The organism is Litchfieldella qijiaojingensis (genome assembly GCF_014651875.1).
Classification (GTDB): domain Bacteria; phylum Pseudomonadota; class Gammaproteobacteria; order Pseudomonadales; family Halomonadaceae; genus Litchfieldella; species Litchfieldella qijiaojingensis.
In genome coordinates this window covers 108,708-128,371 of record NZ_BMXS01000014.1, presented here as the reverse complement: position 1 = coordinate 128,371, position 19,664 = coordinate 108,708, and the positions used below count along the sequence as shown (strand labels likewise).

Here is a 19,664-nt window from a genome sequence, read left to right as displayed (position 1 = left end):
AAGCGTTCCGGCAAAAGCTGCTGGAATGGATGTCGCATCGTGTGCACCTGGTCTACCTGTCAGCGTATTCGCCAGAGCTGAACCTGATCGAGATTCTCTGGCGGCAGATCAAATATCGCTGGCTGCCGCTGACCGCCTATCGAGACTTCGCCACGCTATGCAGCGAGGTCATCAAAGTGCTCAGTAACTACGGAAGTGAGTACAGGATTACTTTTGATTAAGCACTTAGTTGCCGCCCTCCCTCCATTCCCTTTAACTCTCTTGATGATTAAACCTTGCAATGGCTACTATGTCATCAATCCTTTCTGAATGAAAGAATCTTCACTATCACGCGATAGCCATACTTGCTTATCATTTTTTCAACAAACAAAGGCTCAACATCCTTTACAAAGCCGAGAAGTCCTTGCAAGCGCAAAAGGTCTTCTTTCGACAATGCTCCTACGGAAAACTTATGAATGAGAGCACTAATTTCCCGCTTTCTTTTCCTCCCCAAAGATACTTTCCCAGGATTGCTTAACACAAGGCCTGTAACTCGTCTATGCCCTTTTTTTGACGCAAATACAGTTTTCTCATTATTCAACGATATGGAAGGATATTCAATGCCATCAAGAACTGTACGAACAAGTTCTGGCAACTCAAAGCTCAAGCCTTTAACATTAGTAGAAAAAGTTAAATCATCAGCATATCTTGAATAAACCACTGAGTTATCACAGCACCATTCATATATCCTTCTATCGAATGCATACATTATCGAGTTAGATAAGACAGGAGATGCTGGTGAACCAATGCTAAGACAGAGGTTATCGGAACCACCCTTTGCTACCGTACATAGCCTTGCAATTTCACTTAAACTCTTCCCATCCAGCTCTTCGCGATTAAAACAACCAAGATGCTTCTCTACATCGAATTTAGTTATAGAGGGAAAAAAATCCTTGAAATCAAATTTTGCTATATAAGACTTTTCAGCGTGGATAATCGCATTTTTCTTAATGCTTGATCCACTTGAGTATGCCGTAGCGCATTCATGCACGGGAAGCTTTTCAAAAAACCTCCCCACAAGCCAATGCATTACAAATTTTGTTTCTTTTGCCGGCTGAGATATTTCCCTATATCCACCTCCGACTTTTTTTATTCTGTATACCTTATAAGCATGAGGTGCTCTAGCAATAAGGCGCGCAGACTCAGAAAAGCTTATAGAAAGCTCATCTTTTAGCAACTGCCGGAATCTTGATTCATCCATTGCTGCCCTCCTGAGCCTTAATAACGCGCATCCTATGCCGGTGTTTACGATCTGCTTGATATAACTCTTTACATCTAAGAGAAATTCTTAAATCATCATAAACAAAGCCATCTTCTTCATGAAACTTTATCCTATTAAAATCAGTCCCGCTTCTCATATAAAAAGATGAATCGCTATACACGCCCTTCACAATAATCCTAAACCTTTCCAGGATAAAAAGCTTCCTCCTCAGAGATTCTCTTTTTATCTTTATATCAAGCAAATCTAGATAATCTAGAATCTCATGCTCTTTTAGTGCGACAAAAACTTTAATAAACTCAGTAATCAGCGCCATGACATGCGCGCCATTCTCACCACTAAATGCATGAGGTTTTCGTGTCTTCTTCAGCTGCTCACCTATGTCATCTATAGCATCCTGAACAACTTCATCCTCAAGGTTTGCTGGATTTTTTACATCCCAAGGATAAACCTTAACATCAATCTTGGTTTCCTTCTTAATATGCCTGAGTATCCCTAGATTTATAAATGAATCCTCTCCATGGTATTCTTGGGAATTAATCGCGCAAATTTTTGCTTTAAGATCATGCATTTGCGAGAAAGCGCCCAGCTCTGCAAATGCACCTTCACTTTCGAGAACAACAACAACCAAAGAACATATACTCCCCAGCTCTTTCTCAAAATCAAGGAGATCATTGAAAACACCATCATCTTTCCAGTCAGTAATTTCCTCTGGCCGAAAAAACTCATACCTTGGTGGAGGCATATAATTTGTTAAAGCATGACGAAACGAAGATATATGCGGAGAGTCACTCACTTTCCCACCACAAAGCAGGACAATCGGTGAAGTCGAAAGAGCAAAGCGCGATTTTTTCAAATCAAGTTTTGAAAGGACATCAAGGTGATAGTTATCTGCACTATCAGAACTCATTGTGACAACTTAGCGTCGCGCCACACGAGTCATTTTTACACATTAGACATCTATTTATCTTGCATGTCGACATCGCTGCCTTTTGGCTGCAACAAAAAGTCAAAGGAAAGAATAGTAAAGGTCCGATGCCAGTGGAGTGAAAGGCCGGGGCCGGAAGGCGATCTTTATTCTGAGAACTACTATTCATGTTATTTCTTCTTTGTTTGTCCTTTACCTGAACCGGCCGCAGATGACTTCTGCGGATCGGAATGAGCTTGCGAATGTAGATCCGCAGAAGTCATCTGCGGTCATAAAACCAAGCAATATTTTGAGTCTGGCTAATCGCCCGACTAAACTAACAAGTCAAACAGTACTTGTTAGTCAGAAACGCTAAAGAACAAGAGTAAAAATAACACAAGATAGCAAAACTGTCAATTAAGAACAAAGAAAATAATGAACATCCACTTTCTTCCCACTCCAAGCTACTCCCTGCTACATACTACTCCCTTGAGCGAGAGGCTGTGATATCTGAGCAGACTAACGCTCCGCGACACCATGATCCAAGAAAGTAGATGTCCTCATCAACTTTGGCCAACCTTGGTTAGCATAACTTCTATAACCATAGCCCCCGAAACCTTTCAGTTGCATACTACCTTCCCTTGAAGTATGACTCTGAGGTAACCAGCTCCGGAACATCCACGAAGGTAAGTGATTGCGATTTACTTTTGGTGTCCGATTGACCGATGGTCATCAGAACCTCCTGTCTCTCGAATAACCCACCTTAGTTGCAAGATATTTCTCTGAGCTCGTCAAGTCATGCTGATTTTCATCATACAATGCATAGACAGTACCATGCCCTGAAAAATACTTACCAAAACTACGTAAGGGTCCACCTTCATATCCGAATTGACAAAAATAATTTGTGCAGCTCTCATCCTAGAACTCAATCCAAATTGAAGCTAATCTCTGATCATCCTCATCAGAGACAATACCAATTTGATTAAGCTGATCGACAGCGTCTTGAATCAGCCGATCATCCCATTCTTTCAAAGCGTTCAAAGTATCTGTAGAAGGCATATATCCTAGGCTACCTGATAACTAAAAAGCAGGAAGAAGCAAAAAGGACATCCTGTTTCTTTCTACTTCCCAGTCTCCTCTGCCACTAACCACCTACTACTCCCTTGAGCGAGAGTCTATGGCGTCTGAGAAGACCAACGTCCATAACACCATAGTCAATGAAACTGGATATCCTTTTTCGTGTTGGATGACTGCTTTAGATTGTCAGCTTCTGAATTTACTCTATCAGCGTAACCTAAAGTTACCATCTTGCCAAGAGTATAGCTTTAGAAAAAGCGACTTAATCTAACATTGGATTTCTGCGGGCGGGCAAAAGAGTAGCCTTTGGCCAGTCTGATGGAGCGACTTATCCAGCATTGATGTTCCGAAACTATATTGCATCAATAGCCGTCCACTGGAGTACTGCTTCGATGTGGCGACGGTATTCTGTGTCAATCTGCCTTGGCGTAAAGCGAATATAGCGTTCGGCTACGTTGCGCTTGGCACCCGTGAGTTCGCTGAGGTAGTTCACAATCTGTTCGGCGGATGGTACGGTTTCTTTTCCATTGAACTTTGGTGGTAGATTGGTCCAGACAACGTGAGCTATGCCATGAGCGTCAGCCCATCCAGCGAGGCTGGGAATCAAAACGGGATTTTCCCGGCGGGTAGACCACGAGCCAATGTGCTTTACCTCGTTTTTCTCCGGTATTCCCTCTCGCTTGCGAAGCTGCGCTTTCGCGGAATTGAGTTCAGTCGCGTCCATCACAGCCCACAATGAGCGGACAGGGATTTGGGTCTCGGCGAGTACAAGCGTTATTCGACCATCTTGTGATTGTCTTGCAAACTCGACATGAACGAGTGGTCCATCATCAAACCACTGACGCTGAATTGGTAGTTCTCGTGGATCCCAGACAAGGGATCCCCATCCAAGGCAGGCAATTGTTGTCACTTTGTCTCCTTTGATATCGAACGATTCGCTTCAGTCGTACAGAAAGAACCCAACGGTTTATGCATCGACTAAAAGCATTGGTTAGATTTCGACGTAACATACCCGAGAAACAATCTTGCCATTACATTCCGAAGTGCAGAAGGAATGTCTTCCCATGCATTACCCCAACCGCATGCAATCTTGTAGGCATTGAATGGTTTCTCGCTCGCTGGAACAGGATACCCTAGAACGTCTTCCATGCACTCAGCGAGAACAATTACTCGGTCTTGATCTCCTACTGCATCTGCAATAGGTTGATTGAATTTCTCAGCTCCAGCTACTCCGCCATCGCGGTCGTGCATAACCCGGAAGTCAATCCCGAGCGCACGAAAGTATTTCGCAACACCGACGATAGATGCCTTTCCTCTTGCCTTTATTACCTCAAAATCAGAAACAACCTTTGATCTTGTATCATTTGGCAGGCGCTTGAGCGCTTCGCGAATCACAATATCCTCCGTATCCCCTTCAACAACGATTACTGTTTTTGTGAAGAACGCCCTCGCTACATAATCGTCGATTCGGAGAAGCATTTTTACATATACCTTGTCATCTTCACCAAGCTCATTAAACCGATCACTGACATTGAATGCTGCGGCGCTTGTGTGCCCACCTGAATGGCGAAAACGATTTAGCACCTGTCTTGGCTTCCTTGTTAAGTCAATCAGATATGGAGAATGCGTCGTCGCCACAATTTGTGAATGTTCCCCGGAGAGCTCATATATAGTGTCTCTCATTTGATTCGCTGCGCTAGGATGCAAATAGATTTCCGGCTCTTCGAATCCAATAATTAGGCTACGGTCAGACTTGTCTTCGCGTTCCGCAAGCCACCGTTGCCTGAACCGTAGCATTCCGAAAACCGCCGCCCGAACCATGCCTGTACCCTGATGACTGACTGGTGTCTTGATATTGCTCGACATTGCGATCTCAAAGCTAGGCACCAACGCCTTATTCGGATCGCTAAGGTCCGCAGTGGCGTGCAGGGCAGAATCAGGAAACACGCTGCCGAGAACCTGGTTTAGCTCGATCATCATCTTCCCGAACTCGGAACGGACATCTGACGGGTCAAGCTCTTTTGCGAGATCATCAAGGTGCTTTTGCGCTTGCTTGTAGCTCTCGGATTTTTCACGAACATCTTCAAAGAGTTCACCTAGCGTCTTCCCAAGAACGCCTTTCTTTGGATCTTCGATCTCGTATGACGCGGCTTCTGCTGGTATTCGCAGGAATCGAGGTAGGCGACTGAGGACGTTCCCTGGGATTCCACCCGGGTTTTGGAACCACTCTTCGCCTTCGCCCACTTCCCAAAGTTCATCGATAGCCTCAAGGGTGATCTTGTCTTTTGCCGTAATATTCTTTGACAGGTCATCAAAGAAATCAGCGAATATATGGTGAGTTGCTCCCGCGTCGATAAAATCCTGAGGGGACTTGCATGCGGTATATTGGGGTAATAGGCTGCGCTTTTTTGACCGCAGTTCAACGACAACGTCTTTTCCGAGCGGATAGCTTTTGCGGTAGTGAATGGATATTCCAGTTTCCCTGGATCCTTCTCCAACTTGATAAGTGAATGTCCTTCCCTTGAAACCTCTCCAATTCGAAGATTCGGTTGGCACGTTGCGAAACTCGGCTTCAATGACTATGCAGTCAGAAACAACCTTCGTCTCGCCTGTTTCGGCATCTCTCTCTGAGTAGTATTCAGTTTCCGGAATGCGTTTGTTCGCAGAGAGCAAGTAATCAATTGCAGCGAGAACAGAACTTTTCCCAGAGTTGTTAGGGCCAATACAGAACGTTCCGTCACCAAAGAACACGTCGACTGATCGCAATCGCCTGAGCCCATCAATGTGAAGTTTGTATAATTTCACTTCGGTTCTCCCTTCCAAAATATAACAGTGATTAGACCGCGCATTCTTTTATTAGCTATCGTGCCGGCAGATCCACGTTGGGTCGATTTCCGACAGCCACCTGACAATCTCCGCTGTCTCTTCACCGGCCCACTCATAACTCCTCGCCATATCGCCAAAAACATCGCAATAGCAACAGCATGCATTCCCCTTGGAGGGGCAACATCTGCGAGGATGAGGCGGCCATCCCTACATCGCTGCGGGGAATAGTCGTGACGGCATGCGAGTGAAACGTGATATGGGGTTCGGAAATGACCATAGACGGGCAATCCCTTGCGTACGTTCTGTGTGTTTTATGTCGTATGTTAAGTAAGGTTAGTACTTTTTCTTGACCTGTCCATGTCAGGATCAACGAAATATGATGAGCGCTCTCACCATGGAGAGCCTACCCATCACATGCCTCCCAGCGCCTTGCGGCAGGTGTGGTTACGGTTGATGCAGGAGTCGCTGCTGGCCTTGCCAATGAAGGGTGACCGCGCCTCCGAAAAGAGCGACCGGCAGCATCCGGCCGCTCTCCTGGCTGTTGAAGGGCAGATCGTCCGGCCAGGGCGCGGCGGCGAAGTCATCGGCGGTGGGCTGACCGGCCAGGCGTCCATCCGCCGAGGCGCCCATCCCCATGCCGAGCCCGACGTTGTCCTCGAAGGTACCGACGCCAGGCGTGACGGTAAATTCGAAGGGCCGCCCCGTGCCGCCGTAGCGCTGCTAGAGCTGCTCATAGGCCTGTGCGATCTCCGGAATCGGGTTCTTGAAGTTATCGTGGATGATGCTGACGCAGCGCCCCACCAGTTGCTGGGCGAAGGCGTTCAGCTTCTCATTGTCGCTGACGCCGAACTTGGGCACCTTAAGGGCATACTGGCGCAACTGCTGGTAGAACTTGGCATCCTGTTCACGCCTGAGCTCACCTTCCAGGGTGGTATAGAACGGCGCCGCCATGTTCTGGCCCCAGTTGCACTGCAGGGCGAGCAACATCTGCGGCAGGGAGCAGCGCGCACTCCGCTCGTCGAACACCAGTTACTTGATCGCGTAGAGCGAATTGATGGCGTTGGTGATGCCACACATCATCCGTGCCAGCCTGGAATTCGCAGAGGCCTGTTAGGGTGCTTTCCTCAACTCTTCCGGGAGGTCTTGGCGAAGAACGGCGTCATCACTTGATCAACCTGCTTGCTCTTGCATTTCGGGCACTCGTGCTGCGTACTGGTGTGATCCGTCATGTGCTCGCTCAACTCGAATTCCTCTCCACACTTCTTGCAACGGTATTGATACGTTGGCATGGTCGTATACCTCCATCAAGGCTGGCGGCCTCCATCAGGCATCGAAATAGAGCGTAAACTCGTACGGGTGGGGACGCAGGCGCACGGCGGACACCTCGTTTTCCAACTTGTAGTCGATCCAGGTCTCGATCATGTCCTGGGTAAAGACATCGCCCTGTAGGAGGAACTCGTGGTCGTTTCGCAGCGCTTCCAAGGCTTCTTCCAGCGAGGCCGGCGTCGAAGGAACTTTCGCCAACTCCTCCCGGCTCAGCGAATAGATATCCTTGTCGAGGGGATCGCCGGCCTCCAGCCGGTTCTGAATCCCGTCCAGCCCAGCCATCAGCATTGCCGAGAATGCCAGGTAGCCATTGCATGAAGGATCGGGAAACCGCACCTCGATCCGTTTCGACTCGGGATTGGTCTGATACATGGGGATGCGTACCGCTGCCGAACGGTTGCGACTGGAGTAGGCCAGGTTGATCGGCGCCTCGAATCCCGGCACCAGGCGCCGGTAGCTGTTGGTGGTGGGATTGGTGAACGCGGCCAGGGCCGGGGCATGTTGGAGAATGCCGGCGATGTAGTGCACGGCCAGAGGGCTGAGACCTGCATAGCCGTCGCCGGCGAACAGCGGCTTACCCTCTTTCCAAAGGCTCTGGTGTACGTGCATGCCGGTCCCGTTATCCTGGAATACCGGTTTTGGCATGAAGGTGACAACCTTTCCGTGGCGGCGGGCCACGTTCTTTATCACATACTTGTACCACATCAGGCCGTCCCCCATTTCCTGGATGGCCAGATAGCGCATGTCGATTTCACCCTGTCCCGCCGTTGCCACCTCGTGGTGATGAGCCTCGATACGATAGCCGAGCTTTTCCAGGGTCAATACCATTTCAGAGCGGATATCCTGCAGCGAATCCGTGGGAGGGACAGGGAAATACCCCTCCTTGTACCGCGGCTTGTATCCCAGGTTTGGCCACTCTTCCCGCCCGGTATTCCACTGGCCTTCCATCGAATCGATGAAGTAGTAACCACACCGCTGATTCTGTTCATACCGGACATCGTCGAGGATGAAGAACTCGGCTTCCGGGCCAAAATAGGCGACATCCCCGATGCCAGTGTTTTTCAGGTAGTCCGCCGCCTTGCGCACGATATTTCGGGGGTCACGACTGTACGCGTCGCGGGTAACGGGATCCACGATATCGCAGATCAGGGAGAGGGTGGCGACTTCGGTGAAGGGGTCAAGTACCGCCGTTCTCGGATCCGGAACCACCAGCATGTCAGAGGCATGGATCGCCTGCCAACCGCGGATTGACGAGCCGTCAAAGCCGATCCCGGCATCAAAAGCGTTTTCATCCAACTCGCTGACAGGAATGGAAAAATGCTGCCACATCCCCAGCATGTCGGAAAACTTCAGGTCCACGATTTCGCAATGCTTCTCTTTCGAGAACTCAAGGGCTTGCTGCGGATTCATATCAAGCCTCCCTCACCGATCGATACGGGGATTCATTGATAAGGTCGCCGCGCCTCTTTTCGGTGCATCATTGGTTGGTGAATGCCCGCCACCCTCCACAAGGCCTCGAGGGCCCGGCAGAGGCTGTGGTTTCTAGACTAATAAATAAGCATAGCCCGGAAGTGGCAGCTATTCCTCTCGACACAACGCCAATAACGCCCTAGAGATCCTACTCATCACATACACACCCCTGCGGCTTGCGGCAAGTGTAGTTGCGATTAATGCAGGTGTCGCCGCAGGCCTTGCCTTTGCGGCATACGCGGCAGCAACCTTGCGCGAGCAGTAACCCATCCGTGCCGGCCAGGAACTCGCATGGGGTCGGTTGTCAACGCCATGACCGTCCACAAGTCCCAGGGCTTGGAATTCCCCCGCACCACCCTGCTACTCCTCGATTCCCCCAACCCCATCCTCACCCGCGAGTTGGTCTACACCGGCATCACCCGTGCCCGCCATTGGCTCACCGCAGTGGAAATCGGCCGTGGAATGCTGGATGAAGCGGTAATCAGGGAGGTGATGCGGATGAGTGGGTTGGGGAGGTTGCAATCATCCGGTCACGCCGGTGACGGCCTAGCTTTCCAGCGCCGCGAGCGCCTCGGCGATGGTTGGCGGAGCCGTGGGGCGGGCGTACATCGACTTCAGGTACTCTCTCAATCTCGGTGTGCCGTCGAGCATCTTCTCTTCGTTCGCCCAGTCCAGTGTATACGCGGCGTTAAAGTCGGCCACGCTGAGTCGGTCGGCAACCATGAACTCGCGTTTCTCCATGTATCGCTCGAGCACTGCCAGCATCTCCACGCACTCTTGCCTCGCCAGGTCGACATCCTGAGGCAATCGCTTCTCTTCCGGGTAAAGGAATGTGTGACGGACGATGCGCCACAGAGGCTGCTCTATCTCGGTCACCAGGAAGAAAATCCAACGATACATTTGGGCTCTATCCTCCACCGTCTCCGGGATGAATCCCGCCTGGGGATTTTTGTCAGCCAGGTAGAGTTGGATCGCGGCCGATTCGGTTACTACGAGGCTTCCGTCGACCAACACTGGGACCTTGGCGGCAGGGTTGAGAGTGAGAAAGTCTTGTTGTTGGTTCTCACCTTGCAAGATGTTTACCGGGAGCATCTCGTACTCCAGGCCTAGTTCGTTGAGCAACCAGATAACTCGCAGGGCGCGGGTCGGGGGTGTTCCGTATAGTTTCATCATTTCCAGCTCCATCGATTTGCAGACACCGCTATTTCTCTTGACTCCTGATCTAGTCGAAAGGGGCATGTGGAATCGACACCCCATCAAAATTCGCCCTTTGAGCTATGACCGAAGGGGGGCCTGATCACCAAACGAGAAGTACGAGGCGTCGCCCTTGCAGGGGCGGAGCATCAGTCGTCGGGGATCAGTCGCTCATTGAGGTCGGAAAAGGCGAAGCCGGCCTCGGGGCCGCCGGCGATCACGTAGATGGCACCATCCACCGCGGCTGCATCCAGGCCGTGGCGGGCCGTGGGCATGGCGGGCAGGCTCTCCCAGCGATCTTCCTCCGGGTGGTAACGCTCCGCTTCGTCGAAGGTGCGCTCCTCGGGCGCGAAGGTTTCGCCGCCGAACAGGTAGACCCAGTCATCCAGCACCGTCACGGCCACCCCACTGCGTCCGCTGGGTACCGGAGCCCCCTCCTCCCAGCGGTCTTCCTCCGAGAGGTAGATCTCGTTGGTGGTCAGGCGAAAGGTGGTGTCGTCGCGGCCAGCGAGGACGACGATGCGACCGTCGATCGCGGCAGCGCGGTGATGGTTGCGCGGCGTGGGCATAGTTGCGAGCTGGCTCCACTCGTCGCTTTGCGGATCGTAGACATCGTGGGCGCCGACATCCTCCCTGCCGTACGTGGTGCCGCCGATGGCGTGAATGCGTCCGTCGAGCACAGCCGTGGCCAACGCGCCCCTAGGCGTGGGTACCGCTGGGCCGCTGCGCCATTCATCCGCGTCGATGTCATAGATGTGGAAGTCGTCGATGGGGTCGAAGGTGGCTTCGTCGTAGCCGGCGATCACGTAGAGCCGGCCGTCGTGATACTCGAGGCCGGCGTGATTGACACCGCGCGGCAGCTCCGTGAGGGCCTCCCAGCGATCGTCCCCGGGGTCATGGGCGAAGAGTGTTCGCGGCGCCGTGGCGCTGCGCTCGCCTGCCTGCTTGAAGCCGCCGGCGAGAAAGATGCGCTCGCCGTCGGTGGCCACGCTGACTTCGGTGCGTTGTTCGGGTAGCGGCGCCATCTGGCTCCACTCACCAGAGGCTTCCTGGACATCATCGGCAGACAGCGGTGCCGCCAGGAATAGTCCCAGGGCAGCACCCAGCAGCCAGCCAATGGAATAGCGCTCTCGGGATGGCATGGTCGGCCTCCTCCCGTTGCGGTCACTCGATGCTTCCCCCTCGCTCTGGCATCATCCTGGCGGCGCCACGAGGGATGTCCCTTCAGCCTAGCAGGCGAGAATAGGCCGGCTCTTCCGTCCTGCCGATGAAGGCCCTTGGATCGCCAGGGACCGGTATGGATCGGAGCTATGCCAGCGCCTCGGCCTTCACTGTCATGTTTCGTCGCTTGACCGGCGGGACACCCGATGAATACCGCAAGAGCGTACAGCCAACTCTCTAAGCTTTGTCCAAAAAGTCGTCGAGCGGTGGTCAGACTGCATCAGCCAATAATGCGTATCAGCACGAAATAAAGCGTGGTACCGAGCACGGCGGTGCCAATCAGCCCCAGCAGGTTGAGAAAGGCGACGGCACCGACCACCACCAATGACACCAACGCCGGAACGGGTTCGCGCACCATCTCGCTGTATAGGATGTAGACAGCGAAGTTGATGAACACAGCGGCCGGCAGCAGACGTTCGAGATAGCGCTGAGTATGCGGATCGATCTGCAGCGAGATGAACGCTGGCGCGATACGAACCAGGCAGCTGGTAGTGAAAAGCGCGACAATCGCCACCAGTACCGACCCGCTCACGGCCACGCCCTCCCCAGAATCACAGTCGCAAGCAGTATGCTTGGTATCCAGAAGTACACCGGCCCGAACAACTGGATGAGCAACAGTGCCAAGCCCGCGCTCAGCGCGGCCGCAGCCAATACCGCCGGTCGCCGTTGCTCTTTATTCCAAAGTCGGGCTCGCAACTGCGAGGCTGACAGGTACATCAGCACCACGCTGGCGGGGTATCCAAGGTTTATGTCGGCTCCAAGCCAGGCGCTCGGGATAACTCGACCAAGCAGCGCACCGAGTAACCCGGCCAGCACCCATGTGGTGAAGATGGTGACACGAATCCACCACACGCAGGCACCGCTATCGCGCTCGTGCTCCGTGGCATAAGCCTCGTCGCCCAGCATGTGGGCCACACAGGCGCGCTTGCCAGCCGCTGACGGCAGGCGCGCAGCCGACGTATAGGCGATTGGCAAGTAGCGACTGTTGATCGAGGCAGTGACCAGGAGCATGGTGAAAAAGCCGGCACCGGATTCGGCGAGGGGTAGCAAGGCGAACTGCCCGCTGCCGGAGAAGCCCAGCAGGCTTATGGCCACCACTTCCAGCAGTGACCAGTCAGCGCGCACGGCCAGCACGCCGAATAGCATGCTGACCGGCACAACCGCAATCGCCGCTGGAGCCACTCGCCGCAGCGTGGCCGCTTTGCTGCTGCCATATGGTGGTGCGGCTCCGTCACCTGCGCTCGATTGTACTTCGCTCATTAGCTGCCACTCGCCATCGCCTCGCGTTCATGTGCCCGACCGTAGGCACGGTTTTCCCACCGGTTGATTTCGATCACCCAGATGTCGCGGTAACCCAATTCTCCGGTCGCCGGCTCAATGTCGGTGGCATAATGGATATAGCGCTCGTCGTCGATGATGATTGCCTGATTTTCTTCCAGTACTTGGCGATGTACGACTTCGTTGGTCAGCGGATCGATCACCTGGGTCTCACCGCCAATCACATTCTCACGGCGAACGACAGCGATGACGCTGTACTCGTGGCCGTCGCGATGAGGTCCCTCTGGTACTGTCACGCCCCGGTATTGAGCGTTGGCGGTGACGCGAATCTGGTTGACGTTGATCTGAACCATCTCATGCTGCTCGATCGGTAGGTTGTCTAGCACACGAGCAATCAGTGGCGATGGATCGACTTCCAGTTGCTCGCGGTGACGGGGGATTCCACCCGCTTCCTCGAGCTTGATGTAGCGCGCTGACTGGATGTACTTGCGCTGGGGCAGGACGGCGAAGACCCATTCGCTCTCATCCCAGAAACCGATGTACTGCGACAGGCGGATCTGTCGTAGACGACCGAGGCTGTGGAAGTCACGCGGCATATTATCGAAGGACTCTAGAACGTCGCGCGGCATAACTGGCATGTCTACCACGCAGTAACCCTTGCGAAGGTAGTCGACGTGGGCTGAGAAGAGCTTCTGGGGCTGCACCATGGGGGTATGCATCTACGTATCCCTCGGGTCAGGTAGGTTGGAGGTCGAAGGTGGCAATTTCGTACGGCTTGAGAGATTCGATGTGCTTTCGAGTAATGCCACGGTAGAAATCGCATGCCGAGGGCTCGACGGCACTGACCGACGCGTACTTTTTCTCCAGAGGCCCCAGGCACAGTCCTCCACAGAACCCCTCGATTTCGCAGCCGCGACAGAACTCTGGGTTGTCGCGCCGTAGGCTGGCGTGCTCCAGATAGGGCTCAGAATCGAGGATGTTTACCCCGTCGCGGATATCACCCAGCAGCGTAGAACCGGCCTTGCAGGCAAACACCGAGCCGTTGGGCTCGATACTGAATTGCGCCCCCTTGGCCGAGCAGTTTTTGAAGCCCCGATAACTGACACTGTCGAAGCCCAGCATCACTTGAAAGATTTGGTGCCAGTAGCCGGTGAGCACCACGCCGCGGCTACGTCCATACTCCACCACTCGCCAGAGGCGCTCGACGATATTCTCGGCGCCGAAGCTGGCGTAGAAAGTCGGGTCGAAGTCGACTACCACCCCAATTTCCCGCGCACCGACATCTACCGCCAAGTCGACGATGGACTCGTTGAAGTCGCTCCAGGTGGCCGAGGTCAGTGCGGCATTGATCGCCACGCGATTGTTGTACTTCTGCAGCAGTTTCAGGCCTTGCATCACTACCGGCGTGCTGTCCTCGCCATTCTTCAATGGCCGGCTTGGGCTGGTTGGGGAATCGAAGCTAACGCATACAGCGACCTGGTACTTGGCGAAGGTTTCGGCGATTTCGTCGGTGATCAGCGAGCCGTTGGTGACGGTCGAGTAATGAATCGTCATGCCGTCGCGCTCGCCGTTGCCGAAGCGCTCCAGCACCGCTTCGATGGTGCGCCAGTTGAGCAGCGGCTCGCCTCCGAAGAACTGCAGCATCACTTCAAACACGCCGGCGGAGCGTGCCACCGCGAGCGCCGACTCGACGTAGGCGATGCCGTCGGCGGGCTTCATCGAACGATTCTTCGGGTCGTACTGGTGGTCGAAGCGCTCCTTCGACGCATAGATCGAATCCTCGATGTTGACCTTGATCCCTTCGCGGGCAATCAGGCGCGAGGTGTCGACCTTGTTGAATTCGTCTTCAGCGGACATTTCCTTGCCCTGCACACCTTCAAAGCAGTAGGTGCAACCGAAATTGCACGCGTTGGCGAGGATAAGCTGAATGATGTTGACCTTCTTCTCCAGCGTCGAGGGCGCGGTGGGTGTTGCATGTTGGTCGCTCGGTCGAACAAGGATGCGGCGTGCAATCAGCTGTTGGATCAGCTCGTCGGTGCGGTTATCGGCATCGCCGGAAAGAATGCTGATGGGCACCTGGCGTGGCTGTTGGAAGCTTAGGAGCTGCTCCTGGGCGGCATCGTCCAGAAAGAATAGGCCCCCGAGTCGTCGGTGATATGTGGCGAAGCGCTCACCGACTCTGGTCTGAACTACGTCCTTGGACAGGACATATGCTTCGGTTTCAACTGCGGTTTTCAACTGGCACGCTCCGTGGTTCCGTGGAGACTGTCACCCGAAGGCGATGTCACGATGCCGGACACCGCCTTCGCCCGGTTACTTGGTCAGGCGGTCATTGAGCGGCAGGCCACTGACAGCAAAGGTGCCGCCCACAGTGCCACCGACCGTTCCTCCCACAGTGCCGCCAACCGTTCCTCCCACGGTTCCGCCGACTGTCCCTCCTACAGTGCCGCCCACCGTTCCGCCTACGGTTCCTCCAACGGTCCCGCCTACAGTCCCGCCGATGGTGGAGATGCTAGTAATGGAGTTCATCCCGTTTTCCTCTCTTGGTTGTGTGGCGCCGAACCATTCAGGCGCCGCGTGAAACACCCGCAAGCGGGTGCGAATCCTTTTCCAAACAGGTCAAACCGGCGCAGCAGGCACCGGCCAAGGCCACGTGCAGACGCTCCACACGGGCGAGCCGAGCGCGAACGAAGCGGTTCTTGCTGCGACGAGATGGGTCGAGTCTAGAGAGAGGTATTCGAAGTGGTCTTGTAAGATCGTGCAGGTTTACTACGGATGTCAGGGACAGCGGCGGGTCAGTGGCGATGTAGCATTCGCAGCCAGCGCGCTGGCGTGATGCCGTACGCACGGGTGAAATGATGGGTCATGTGGCTCTGATCGGAGAAGCCGGCGATCAAGGACGCATCTGTTAGCGTCTGCCCTGTGATAATCAACGAACGCACATGATCCAGACGGCGCATGGTCAGGTAACGGTAGGGGCTGGTGCCATAGAGCGCTCGGAAATCACGCGACAAGCTCCAGCGATCACGTCCGCTGGCCTGTTCGAGTTCCTCGAGGGTGATGGTGCTGTCCAGTGCGCTGTGGATGTATTCGCGAGCGCGCTCTGCGGCCGTGTAATCCAGCGTCTTACGCCCACGCCGCGTACCCGCCACCACGGCCAGTGCCTGCGCCAAGTCATAGATGGCATCATCTTCCTCAAGAGGATCGATAGGACACTCCATGCCCTGCATGAGGGTCTGAGAGGCCTCGTACAGGCGCGGATCGCGAGATATCCCTTCAGGTATGAACGGCAGCGGCTTGCCGCCAAGAGCCTGCTGCAACAAGGCCGGCTCGATGTACAGGATACGGTAGTGGAATCCGTCATCGGTTCCCGCCTCACCGTCGTGTAGTTCGTCCGGATGTAGCACGATGGTGCCGCCCGGCAAACTGTGACGCATGCTGTTACGGTAATGAAAGCTGTGCACGCCAGCCAGAGTCCGACCGATGGCGTAGGTGTCGTGACGGTGCGGCTCGAAGCCATATCCGCAGAAGAAGGCTTCCATGCGCTCCACCTTCATTGATTGTGGGGCACGTAACGCCCAGTCCTGGTTACCGCTCATCTCGCTTCCCTGGCCCTCTGAACCCTGATTGGCTTTCGGATATTCTAATAAATTCTGTTCTCCGGCTAGATTACTCGCGAAACGTCCCCTAGCCAAAGCGCACCTTGAGCCGTCACGTCGTGGCAAAGATGCATGCCCCATACACCAGAGTGCATAGCAATGTCGGAATGGAGGCAGCACCCCATCAACTTCCGCCAGACGCGAGAGGTAGCCAAACGTGCTCATAGCCGATGGAAACCGCGACCCACACCAGCAATGCTGCCATCGCGAGGCTGAACCCCTTGAGAATTTGCGGGTTCTCGATTCGTCGCCCAACAACGGCCCCCATCAGCGCATAACTGCCGGGCGCCCCGACCGCCAGAACGGCCAGTCCGAGCGACCAGAGCAGCAGGCTGACGCCGTGGATTCCTACGGCGGGAAATTGGATCGTCGCGATCGGCAGTGTCGCTACCACGCCCTTGGGGTTGCATAACTGCATGATCAGGCCATCACGCAAGCGAAGCACACGCGGCGCTTGCCGTACGCCGCTCAGGTCGATGCTCGACCGGGCGATCTTGATGGCGAGATAGAAGATATACCCGCAACCCAACGCCCCAACCACGGCGAGCATATCACCGCGTACCCAGGCCGCACCGGCCCAGCCGAACACCATGAACAGTACCAACATGGCCAGCCCCACCCCGAGATAGAAACCGAGTGAGGTTTTGGCCTGCCCATTGAGCCCGGCATTCAGGCCGAGCAGGTTCACTGGCCCAGGCGTGTACATGACGCCCAGGGCATAGGCGACGATCTCTAACATGGGGGAACCTCGTTCAGGGGAAGCGCTGAACAAATTGTCAAGCGGAGTAAAGCGTTTCCTTAGTTGGTGACACTGCGCTGGTATTGATACGGCGTCATTCCATAGATGCGCTTGAATCGGCGGTTGAAATGGCTGAGATCGACAAAGCCATAACGGAATGCCACCTCATTGGGTACGACGCCCGCCTCCAGGGCATTACGCGCGGCATTGATTCGGCAGTTGAGGACGTATTGGTGCGGGGTGATGCCGAACTGTTGTCGGAACAGGCGCAAGAAATGGTATTTCGATAGATGTGCGGCCTGGCTGATAGCGTCCAGCGACATATCCTCCTCCAGATGCGCGAGGATGTAGTCCTTGGCTCGCAGCAGCAGGGCATCAGGTCGGCTTACCGTACTGCCCGGCTGGAACTTGCCGGCACGCTGAACGAGGCGTGTCACCATTTGGTAGAGGGCATGTTCCTGATCGATGCGTGAGCCCACCTGACCGGTAACGAAGTGAGCCAGATCTAGGATGGCACTGCGTAGGGCGGGATCCGGTATCAGGATCTCATTGCTTCTAAACCTGCCGGCACGCTCGCATCCAACCGCATCGGCAAACAACGCCTCGAGCTGGGTGGGAGGCACGTAGACCATGACATAGCCCAGCGTGCTTTCGCCGCCCGGCTGCCCGTCATGCACTTCCTCGGGATTGAACTGGATGACGTTGCCGGGTGGGCTGCGATGAAACTGCCCACCGCTGAAGAAATCCTGCCGCCCGGCGAGGGTGACGCCGAAGGCGTACTCCTCATGGGCATGACGGTCATAACTGAAATCGCTCAGCGCCGCCTGGAGGACCGTAAGCTCGGGAATATGCTGACTCTTGAAGTAGTCGAACTGACTGGACTGTTTCGCCATGCCACATCTCCCTGAACGCCACTCAGGCATAGCTTAGGCCTAACCCCAAGCCACAGGCTTGGACATTATTGCTGAAACCACAAAGATGTGGCCGCCCCCTGCGCGGGCAGCGCCTGCAGGCGTTACAGCCTGGATAATTGTCGTGCCGTGGCGATTAACAGATCCGAGAGGTTCTGCTCCACCTCCTCGGGCATGCTCCGCACCCGGGACATCGAGATACTGACAGCCGCTCGAGGTCGGTTGTGCCTATCCAGTACCGGTACCGCAATAGAGATGTCGGAAAGAAAATACTCCTCTACCGACAGTGCGTATCCCTGGCGCCTGAATCGGGCCAAGCGCTCCATGATCGCAGGCACCTCGTACACGGTATTCGGCGTGTAGGCCTTTCGCTGGGTCCGCTCCAGGACCGCCATAGCCTCCTGTTCGTCCAACTGCGATAGCATCGCCAGCCCAGGAGCCGTGCAGAATGCCGGAAGGCGCGATCCGATGGTGATGTCGGTATCCAGCATGTTGCGGCTCAGCAAGCGAGAAAGATAAACCACGTCTTGCCCGTCCAGAATCGTCAGGCTGACCGAACCTTCCGTTTCCTTGCTCAGGTTCAGCAGATAGGGGCGAACCTTGTCGACCAGTGGGTGCGCATGGAGGTAGTGCGCAGCGATATCCAGCGTACGTACGCTGGGCTCGATCAGTTGCGTCTCCTCATTGCGCTGCAAGTAGCCTAGCTGCGTCAAGGTGTGGACGAAGCGTTGCGCCGCACTCCGGTCCATATCGCAGCGTTCCGCCAGTTGCTTGACACTCATCGCCGGATGCTCGGCATCGAAGACCTCGAGGATCCGAAACGCCTTTACCACGCTCTTGACCATCAAGCGGTCCACTTTCCCTATTTCATTCAAAGCCTTATCCCTCCCTAGCCTGATCTTTCCGTGAGAAAAATCGCTTCTCGGGTCGATTTTGGGTTTTACAATGCGCGCTATTCAACTACATTGATTAAATGTAGATCATCATTGATCGCATTGCAATCACAAAGACACAAACAACCGAGAGGCAATCATGTCCGAACACATCCTCACCAACAAGCAAGGCCGTGTAGGCGTCATCACCCTCAACCGCCCCGAAGTCCTCAACGCTTGGCACAGCGAGATGCGCCAGCAGCTCATCGCCGCTCTCGAGGAGTTCTCCAACGACGATTCGCTCGGCGCCATCGTGCTGACCGGTGCGGGTGAGCGAGCCTTCAGTGCCGGCCAGGATCTCAACGAGACCCGGTCCTTCGACGCCGAGCGGGCCAAAAGCTGGGTGGGAGAGTGGGAAGCGCTCTACGACAAGCTGCGCAGCAGCCCCAAGCCCATCATTGCCGCGCTCAACGGGGTGGCGGCCGGTTCGGCATTCCAGGTGGCCCTGCTGTGCGACTTTCGGATCGCCCATGCCGATGTCCGCATGGGACAGCCCGAAATCAACTCGGGTATCGCCAGCACCACCGGCCCCTGGATCATGCGCGAACACCTGGGGCTCGCTCGCACCATCGACCTGACCTTGAGCGGTCGCCTGATGAATGCCGACGAGTCGCATGCCCTTGGCTTGATCAACCGTCTGGTCGCGGCCGACCAGGTTCTGCCGGAAGCGCTGGCGCTGGGTGAAGAACTCGCGGACAAGCCTCCCGTTGCGATGCGCCTGGATCGTCAGCGCTTCAAGGAGATCACCGAGCCCGGCTTTCGTGATTGCCTTGAAGCGGGGGTTCGCATCCAGGGTGAGGCCTACGCCTCGGGCGAACCGGCACGCATGATGGAGCTCTTCCTCAAGCGCCGAAACGGTTGATGAT

The 19,664-nt window shown here is 54.8% G+C and carries 21 protein-coding genes and 1 pseudogene; 3 read left to right on the top strand and 19 right to left on the bottom strand.

Annotated elements, in window-relative coordinates:
• A partial coding sequence (locus IE093_RS14160) for a transposase (protein WP_189470274.1) occupies positions 1-221 on the top strand: 221 nt, incomplete at its 5' end.
• A gap of 74 nt (positions 222-295) precedes the next feature.
• Here the strand turns inward: IE093_RS14160 and IE093_RS14155 are convergent.
• From IE093_RS14155 to glnA, 8 genes are all read right to left on the bottom strand, one after another.
• Positions 296-1,240 (bottom strand): retron St85 family RNA-directed DNA polymerase, encoded by a 945-nt coding sequence (locus tag IE093_RS14155; RefSeq protein ID WP_189470273.1) that lies wholly within the window; start codon positions 1,238-1,240, stop codon positions 296-298.
• Positions 1,233-2,168: a retron St85 family effector protein gene (locus IE093_RS14150; protein WP_189470272.1), complete on the bottom strand. Its 936-nt coding sequence runs from the start codon at positions 2,166-2,168 to the stop codon at positions 1,233-1,235. The genes IE093_RS14155 and IE093_RS14150 overlap by 8 nt, the downstream gene beginning before the upstream one ends.
• Positions 2,169-3,594: 1,426 nt before the next feature.
• Positions 3,595-4,152 carry a hypothetical protein gene (locus tag IE093_RS14145; protein WP_189470271.1) on the bottom strand — a complete coding sequence of 186 codons (558 nt, stop codon included), beginning with the start codon at positions 4,150-4,152 and terminating at the stop codon, positions 3,595-3,597.
• A 68-nt stretch (positions 4,153-4,220) separates the two neighbouring features.
• Entirely contained in the window at positions 4,221-6,047 is a 1,827-nt protein-coding gene (locus tag IE093_RS14140) for an AAA family ATPase (RefSeq protein ID WP_189470270.1), read from the bottom strand.
• Positions 6,048-6,512: 465 nt separating this feature from the next.
• Entirely contained in the window at positions 6,513-6,704 is a 192-nt protein-coding gene (locus IE093_RS14135) for a hypothetical protein (protein ID WP_189470269.1), read from the bottom strand.
• 84 nt (positions 6,705-6,788) lie between these two features.
• Positions 6,789-7,094, bottom strand: a complete 306-nt coding sequence (locus tag IE093_RS14130) for a pyruvate formate lyase family protein (RefSeq protein WP_189470267.1) — start codon at positions 7,092-7,094, stop codon at positions 6,789-6,791.
• 98 nt (positions 7,095-7,192) lie between these two features.
• Positions 7,193-7,357, bottom strand: a complete 165-nt coding sequence (locus tag IE093_RS22930; protein WP_027947616.1) for an FmdB family zinc ribbon protein — start codon at positions 7,355-7,357, stop codon at positions 7,193-7,195.
• 34 nt (positions 7,358-7,391) lie between these two features.
• Positions 7,392-8,804, bottom strand: a complete 1,413-nt coding sequence (gene glnA / locus IE093_RS14120; RefSeq protein WP_189470266.1) for a type I glutamate--ammonia ligase — start codon at positions 8,802-8,804, stop codon at positions 7,392-7,394.
• A 363-nt stretch (positions 8,805-9,167) separates the two neighbouring features.
• Between glnA and IE093_RS14115 the strand changes: the two are divergent.
• Positions 9,168-9,377: pseudogene (locus IE093_RS14115) on the top strand (ATP-binding domain-containing protein); the annotation flags it as partial.
• A gap of 33 nt (positions 9,378-9,410) precedes the next feature.
• Here IE093_RS14115 and IE093_RS14110 read toward each other — a convergent pair.
• The 11 genes from IE093_RS14110 to IE093_RS14060 all read right to left on the bottom strand — a co-directional run bounded on the left by IE093_RS14110 (position 9,411) and on the right by IE093_RS14060 (position 18,723).
• Positions 9,411-10,037, bottom strand: coding sequence for a glutathione S-transferase family protein (locus IE093_RS14110; protein WP_189470264.1), 627 nt, complete (start codon positions 10,035-10,037; stop codon positions 9,411-9,413).
• A gap of 170 nt (positions 10,038-10,207) precedes the next feature.
• Positions 10,208-11,200 carry a Kelch repeat-containing protein gene (locus IE093_RS14105; protein WP_189470262.1) on the bottom strand — a complete coding sequence of 331 codons (993 nt, stop codon included), beginning with the start codon at positions 11,198-11,200 and terminating at the stop codon, positions 10,208-10,210.
• 299 nt (positions 11,201-11,499) lie between these two features.
• A complete protein-coding gene (locus IE093_RS14100; RefSeq protein ID WP_189470260.1) occupies positions 11,500-11,811 on the bottom strand; it encodes a hypothetical protein in 312 nt (103 codons plus the stop codon).
• Positions 11,808-12,539 carry an AzlC family ABC transporter permease gene (locus tag IE093_RS14095; protein ID WP_189470258.1) on the bottom strand — a complete coding sequence of 244 codons (732 nt, stop codon included), beginning with the start codon at positions 12,537-12,539 and terminating at the stop codon, positions 11,808-11,810. The genes IE093_RS14100 and IE093_RS14095 overlap by 4 nt, the downstream gene beginning before the upstream one ends.
• On the bottom strand, positions 12,539-13,276 hold the full coding sequence (locus tag IE093_RS14090; protein WP_189470256.1) for a 2OG-Fe dioxygenase family protein: 738 nt from the start codon (positions 13,274-13,276) through the stop codon (positions 12,539-12,541). The genes IE093_RS14095 and IE093_RS14090 overlap by 1 nt, the downstream gene beginning before the upstream one ends.
• A 16-nt stretch (positions 13,277-13,292) precedes the next feature.
• A complete protein-coding gene (locus IE093_RS14085) occupies positions 13,293-14,633 on the bottom strand; it encodes a radical SAM/SPASM domain-containing protein (protein ID WP_189470254.1) in 1,341 nt (446 codons plus the stop codon).
• Positions 14,634-14,870: 237 nt separating this feature from the next.
• Positions 14,871-15,086, bottom strand: coding sequence for a hypothetical protein (locus IE093_RS14080; RefSeq protein WP_189470252.1), 216 nt, complete (start codon positions 15,084-15,086; stop codon positions 14,871-14,873).
• Between the two features lie 266 nt (positions 15,087-15,352).
• Entirely contained in the window at positions 15,353-16,156 is an 804-nt protein-coding gene (locus tag IE093_RS14075) for an AraC family transcriptional regulator (protein ID WP_189470250.1), read from the bottom strand.
• 184 nt (positions 16,157-16,340) lie between these two features.
• Positions 16,341-16,955 carry a LysE family translocator gene (locus tag IE093_RS14070; RefSeq protein ID WP_189470249.1) on the bottom strand — a complete coding sequence of 205 codons (615 nt, stop codon included), beginning with the start codon at positions 16,953-16,955 and terminating at the stop codon, positions 16,341-16,343.
• Between the two features lie 59 nt (positions 16,956-17,014).
• Positions 17,015-17,848 (bottom strand): AraC family transcriptional regulator, encoded by an 834-nt coding sequence (locus IE093_RS14065; RefSeq protein ID WP_189470248.1) that lies wholly within the window; start codon positions 17,846-17,848, stop codon positions 17,015-17,017.
• Between the two features lie 122 nt (positions 17,849-17,970).
• Positions 17,971-18,723, bottom strand: coding sequence for an IclR family transcriptional regulator (locus tag IE093_RS14060; RefSeq protein WP_189470247.1), 753 nt, complete (start codon positions 18,721-18,723; stop codon positions 17,971-17,973).
• Between the two features lie 175 nt (positions 18,724-18,898).
• Between IE093_RS14060 and IE093_RS14055 the strand changes: the two genes are divergently transcribed.
• On the top strand, positions 18,899-19,660 hold the full coding sequence (locus IE093_RS14055) for an enoyl-CoA hydratase/isomerase family protein (protein WP_189470245.1): 762 nt from the start codon (positions 18,899-18,901) through the stop codon (positions 19,658-19,660).
• Positions 19,661-19,664 lie beyond the last annotated feature (4 nt).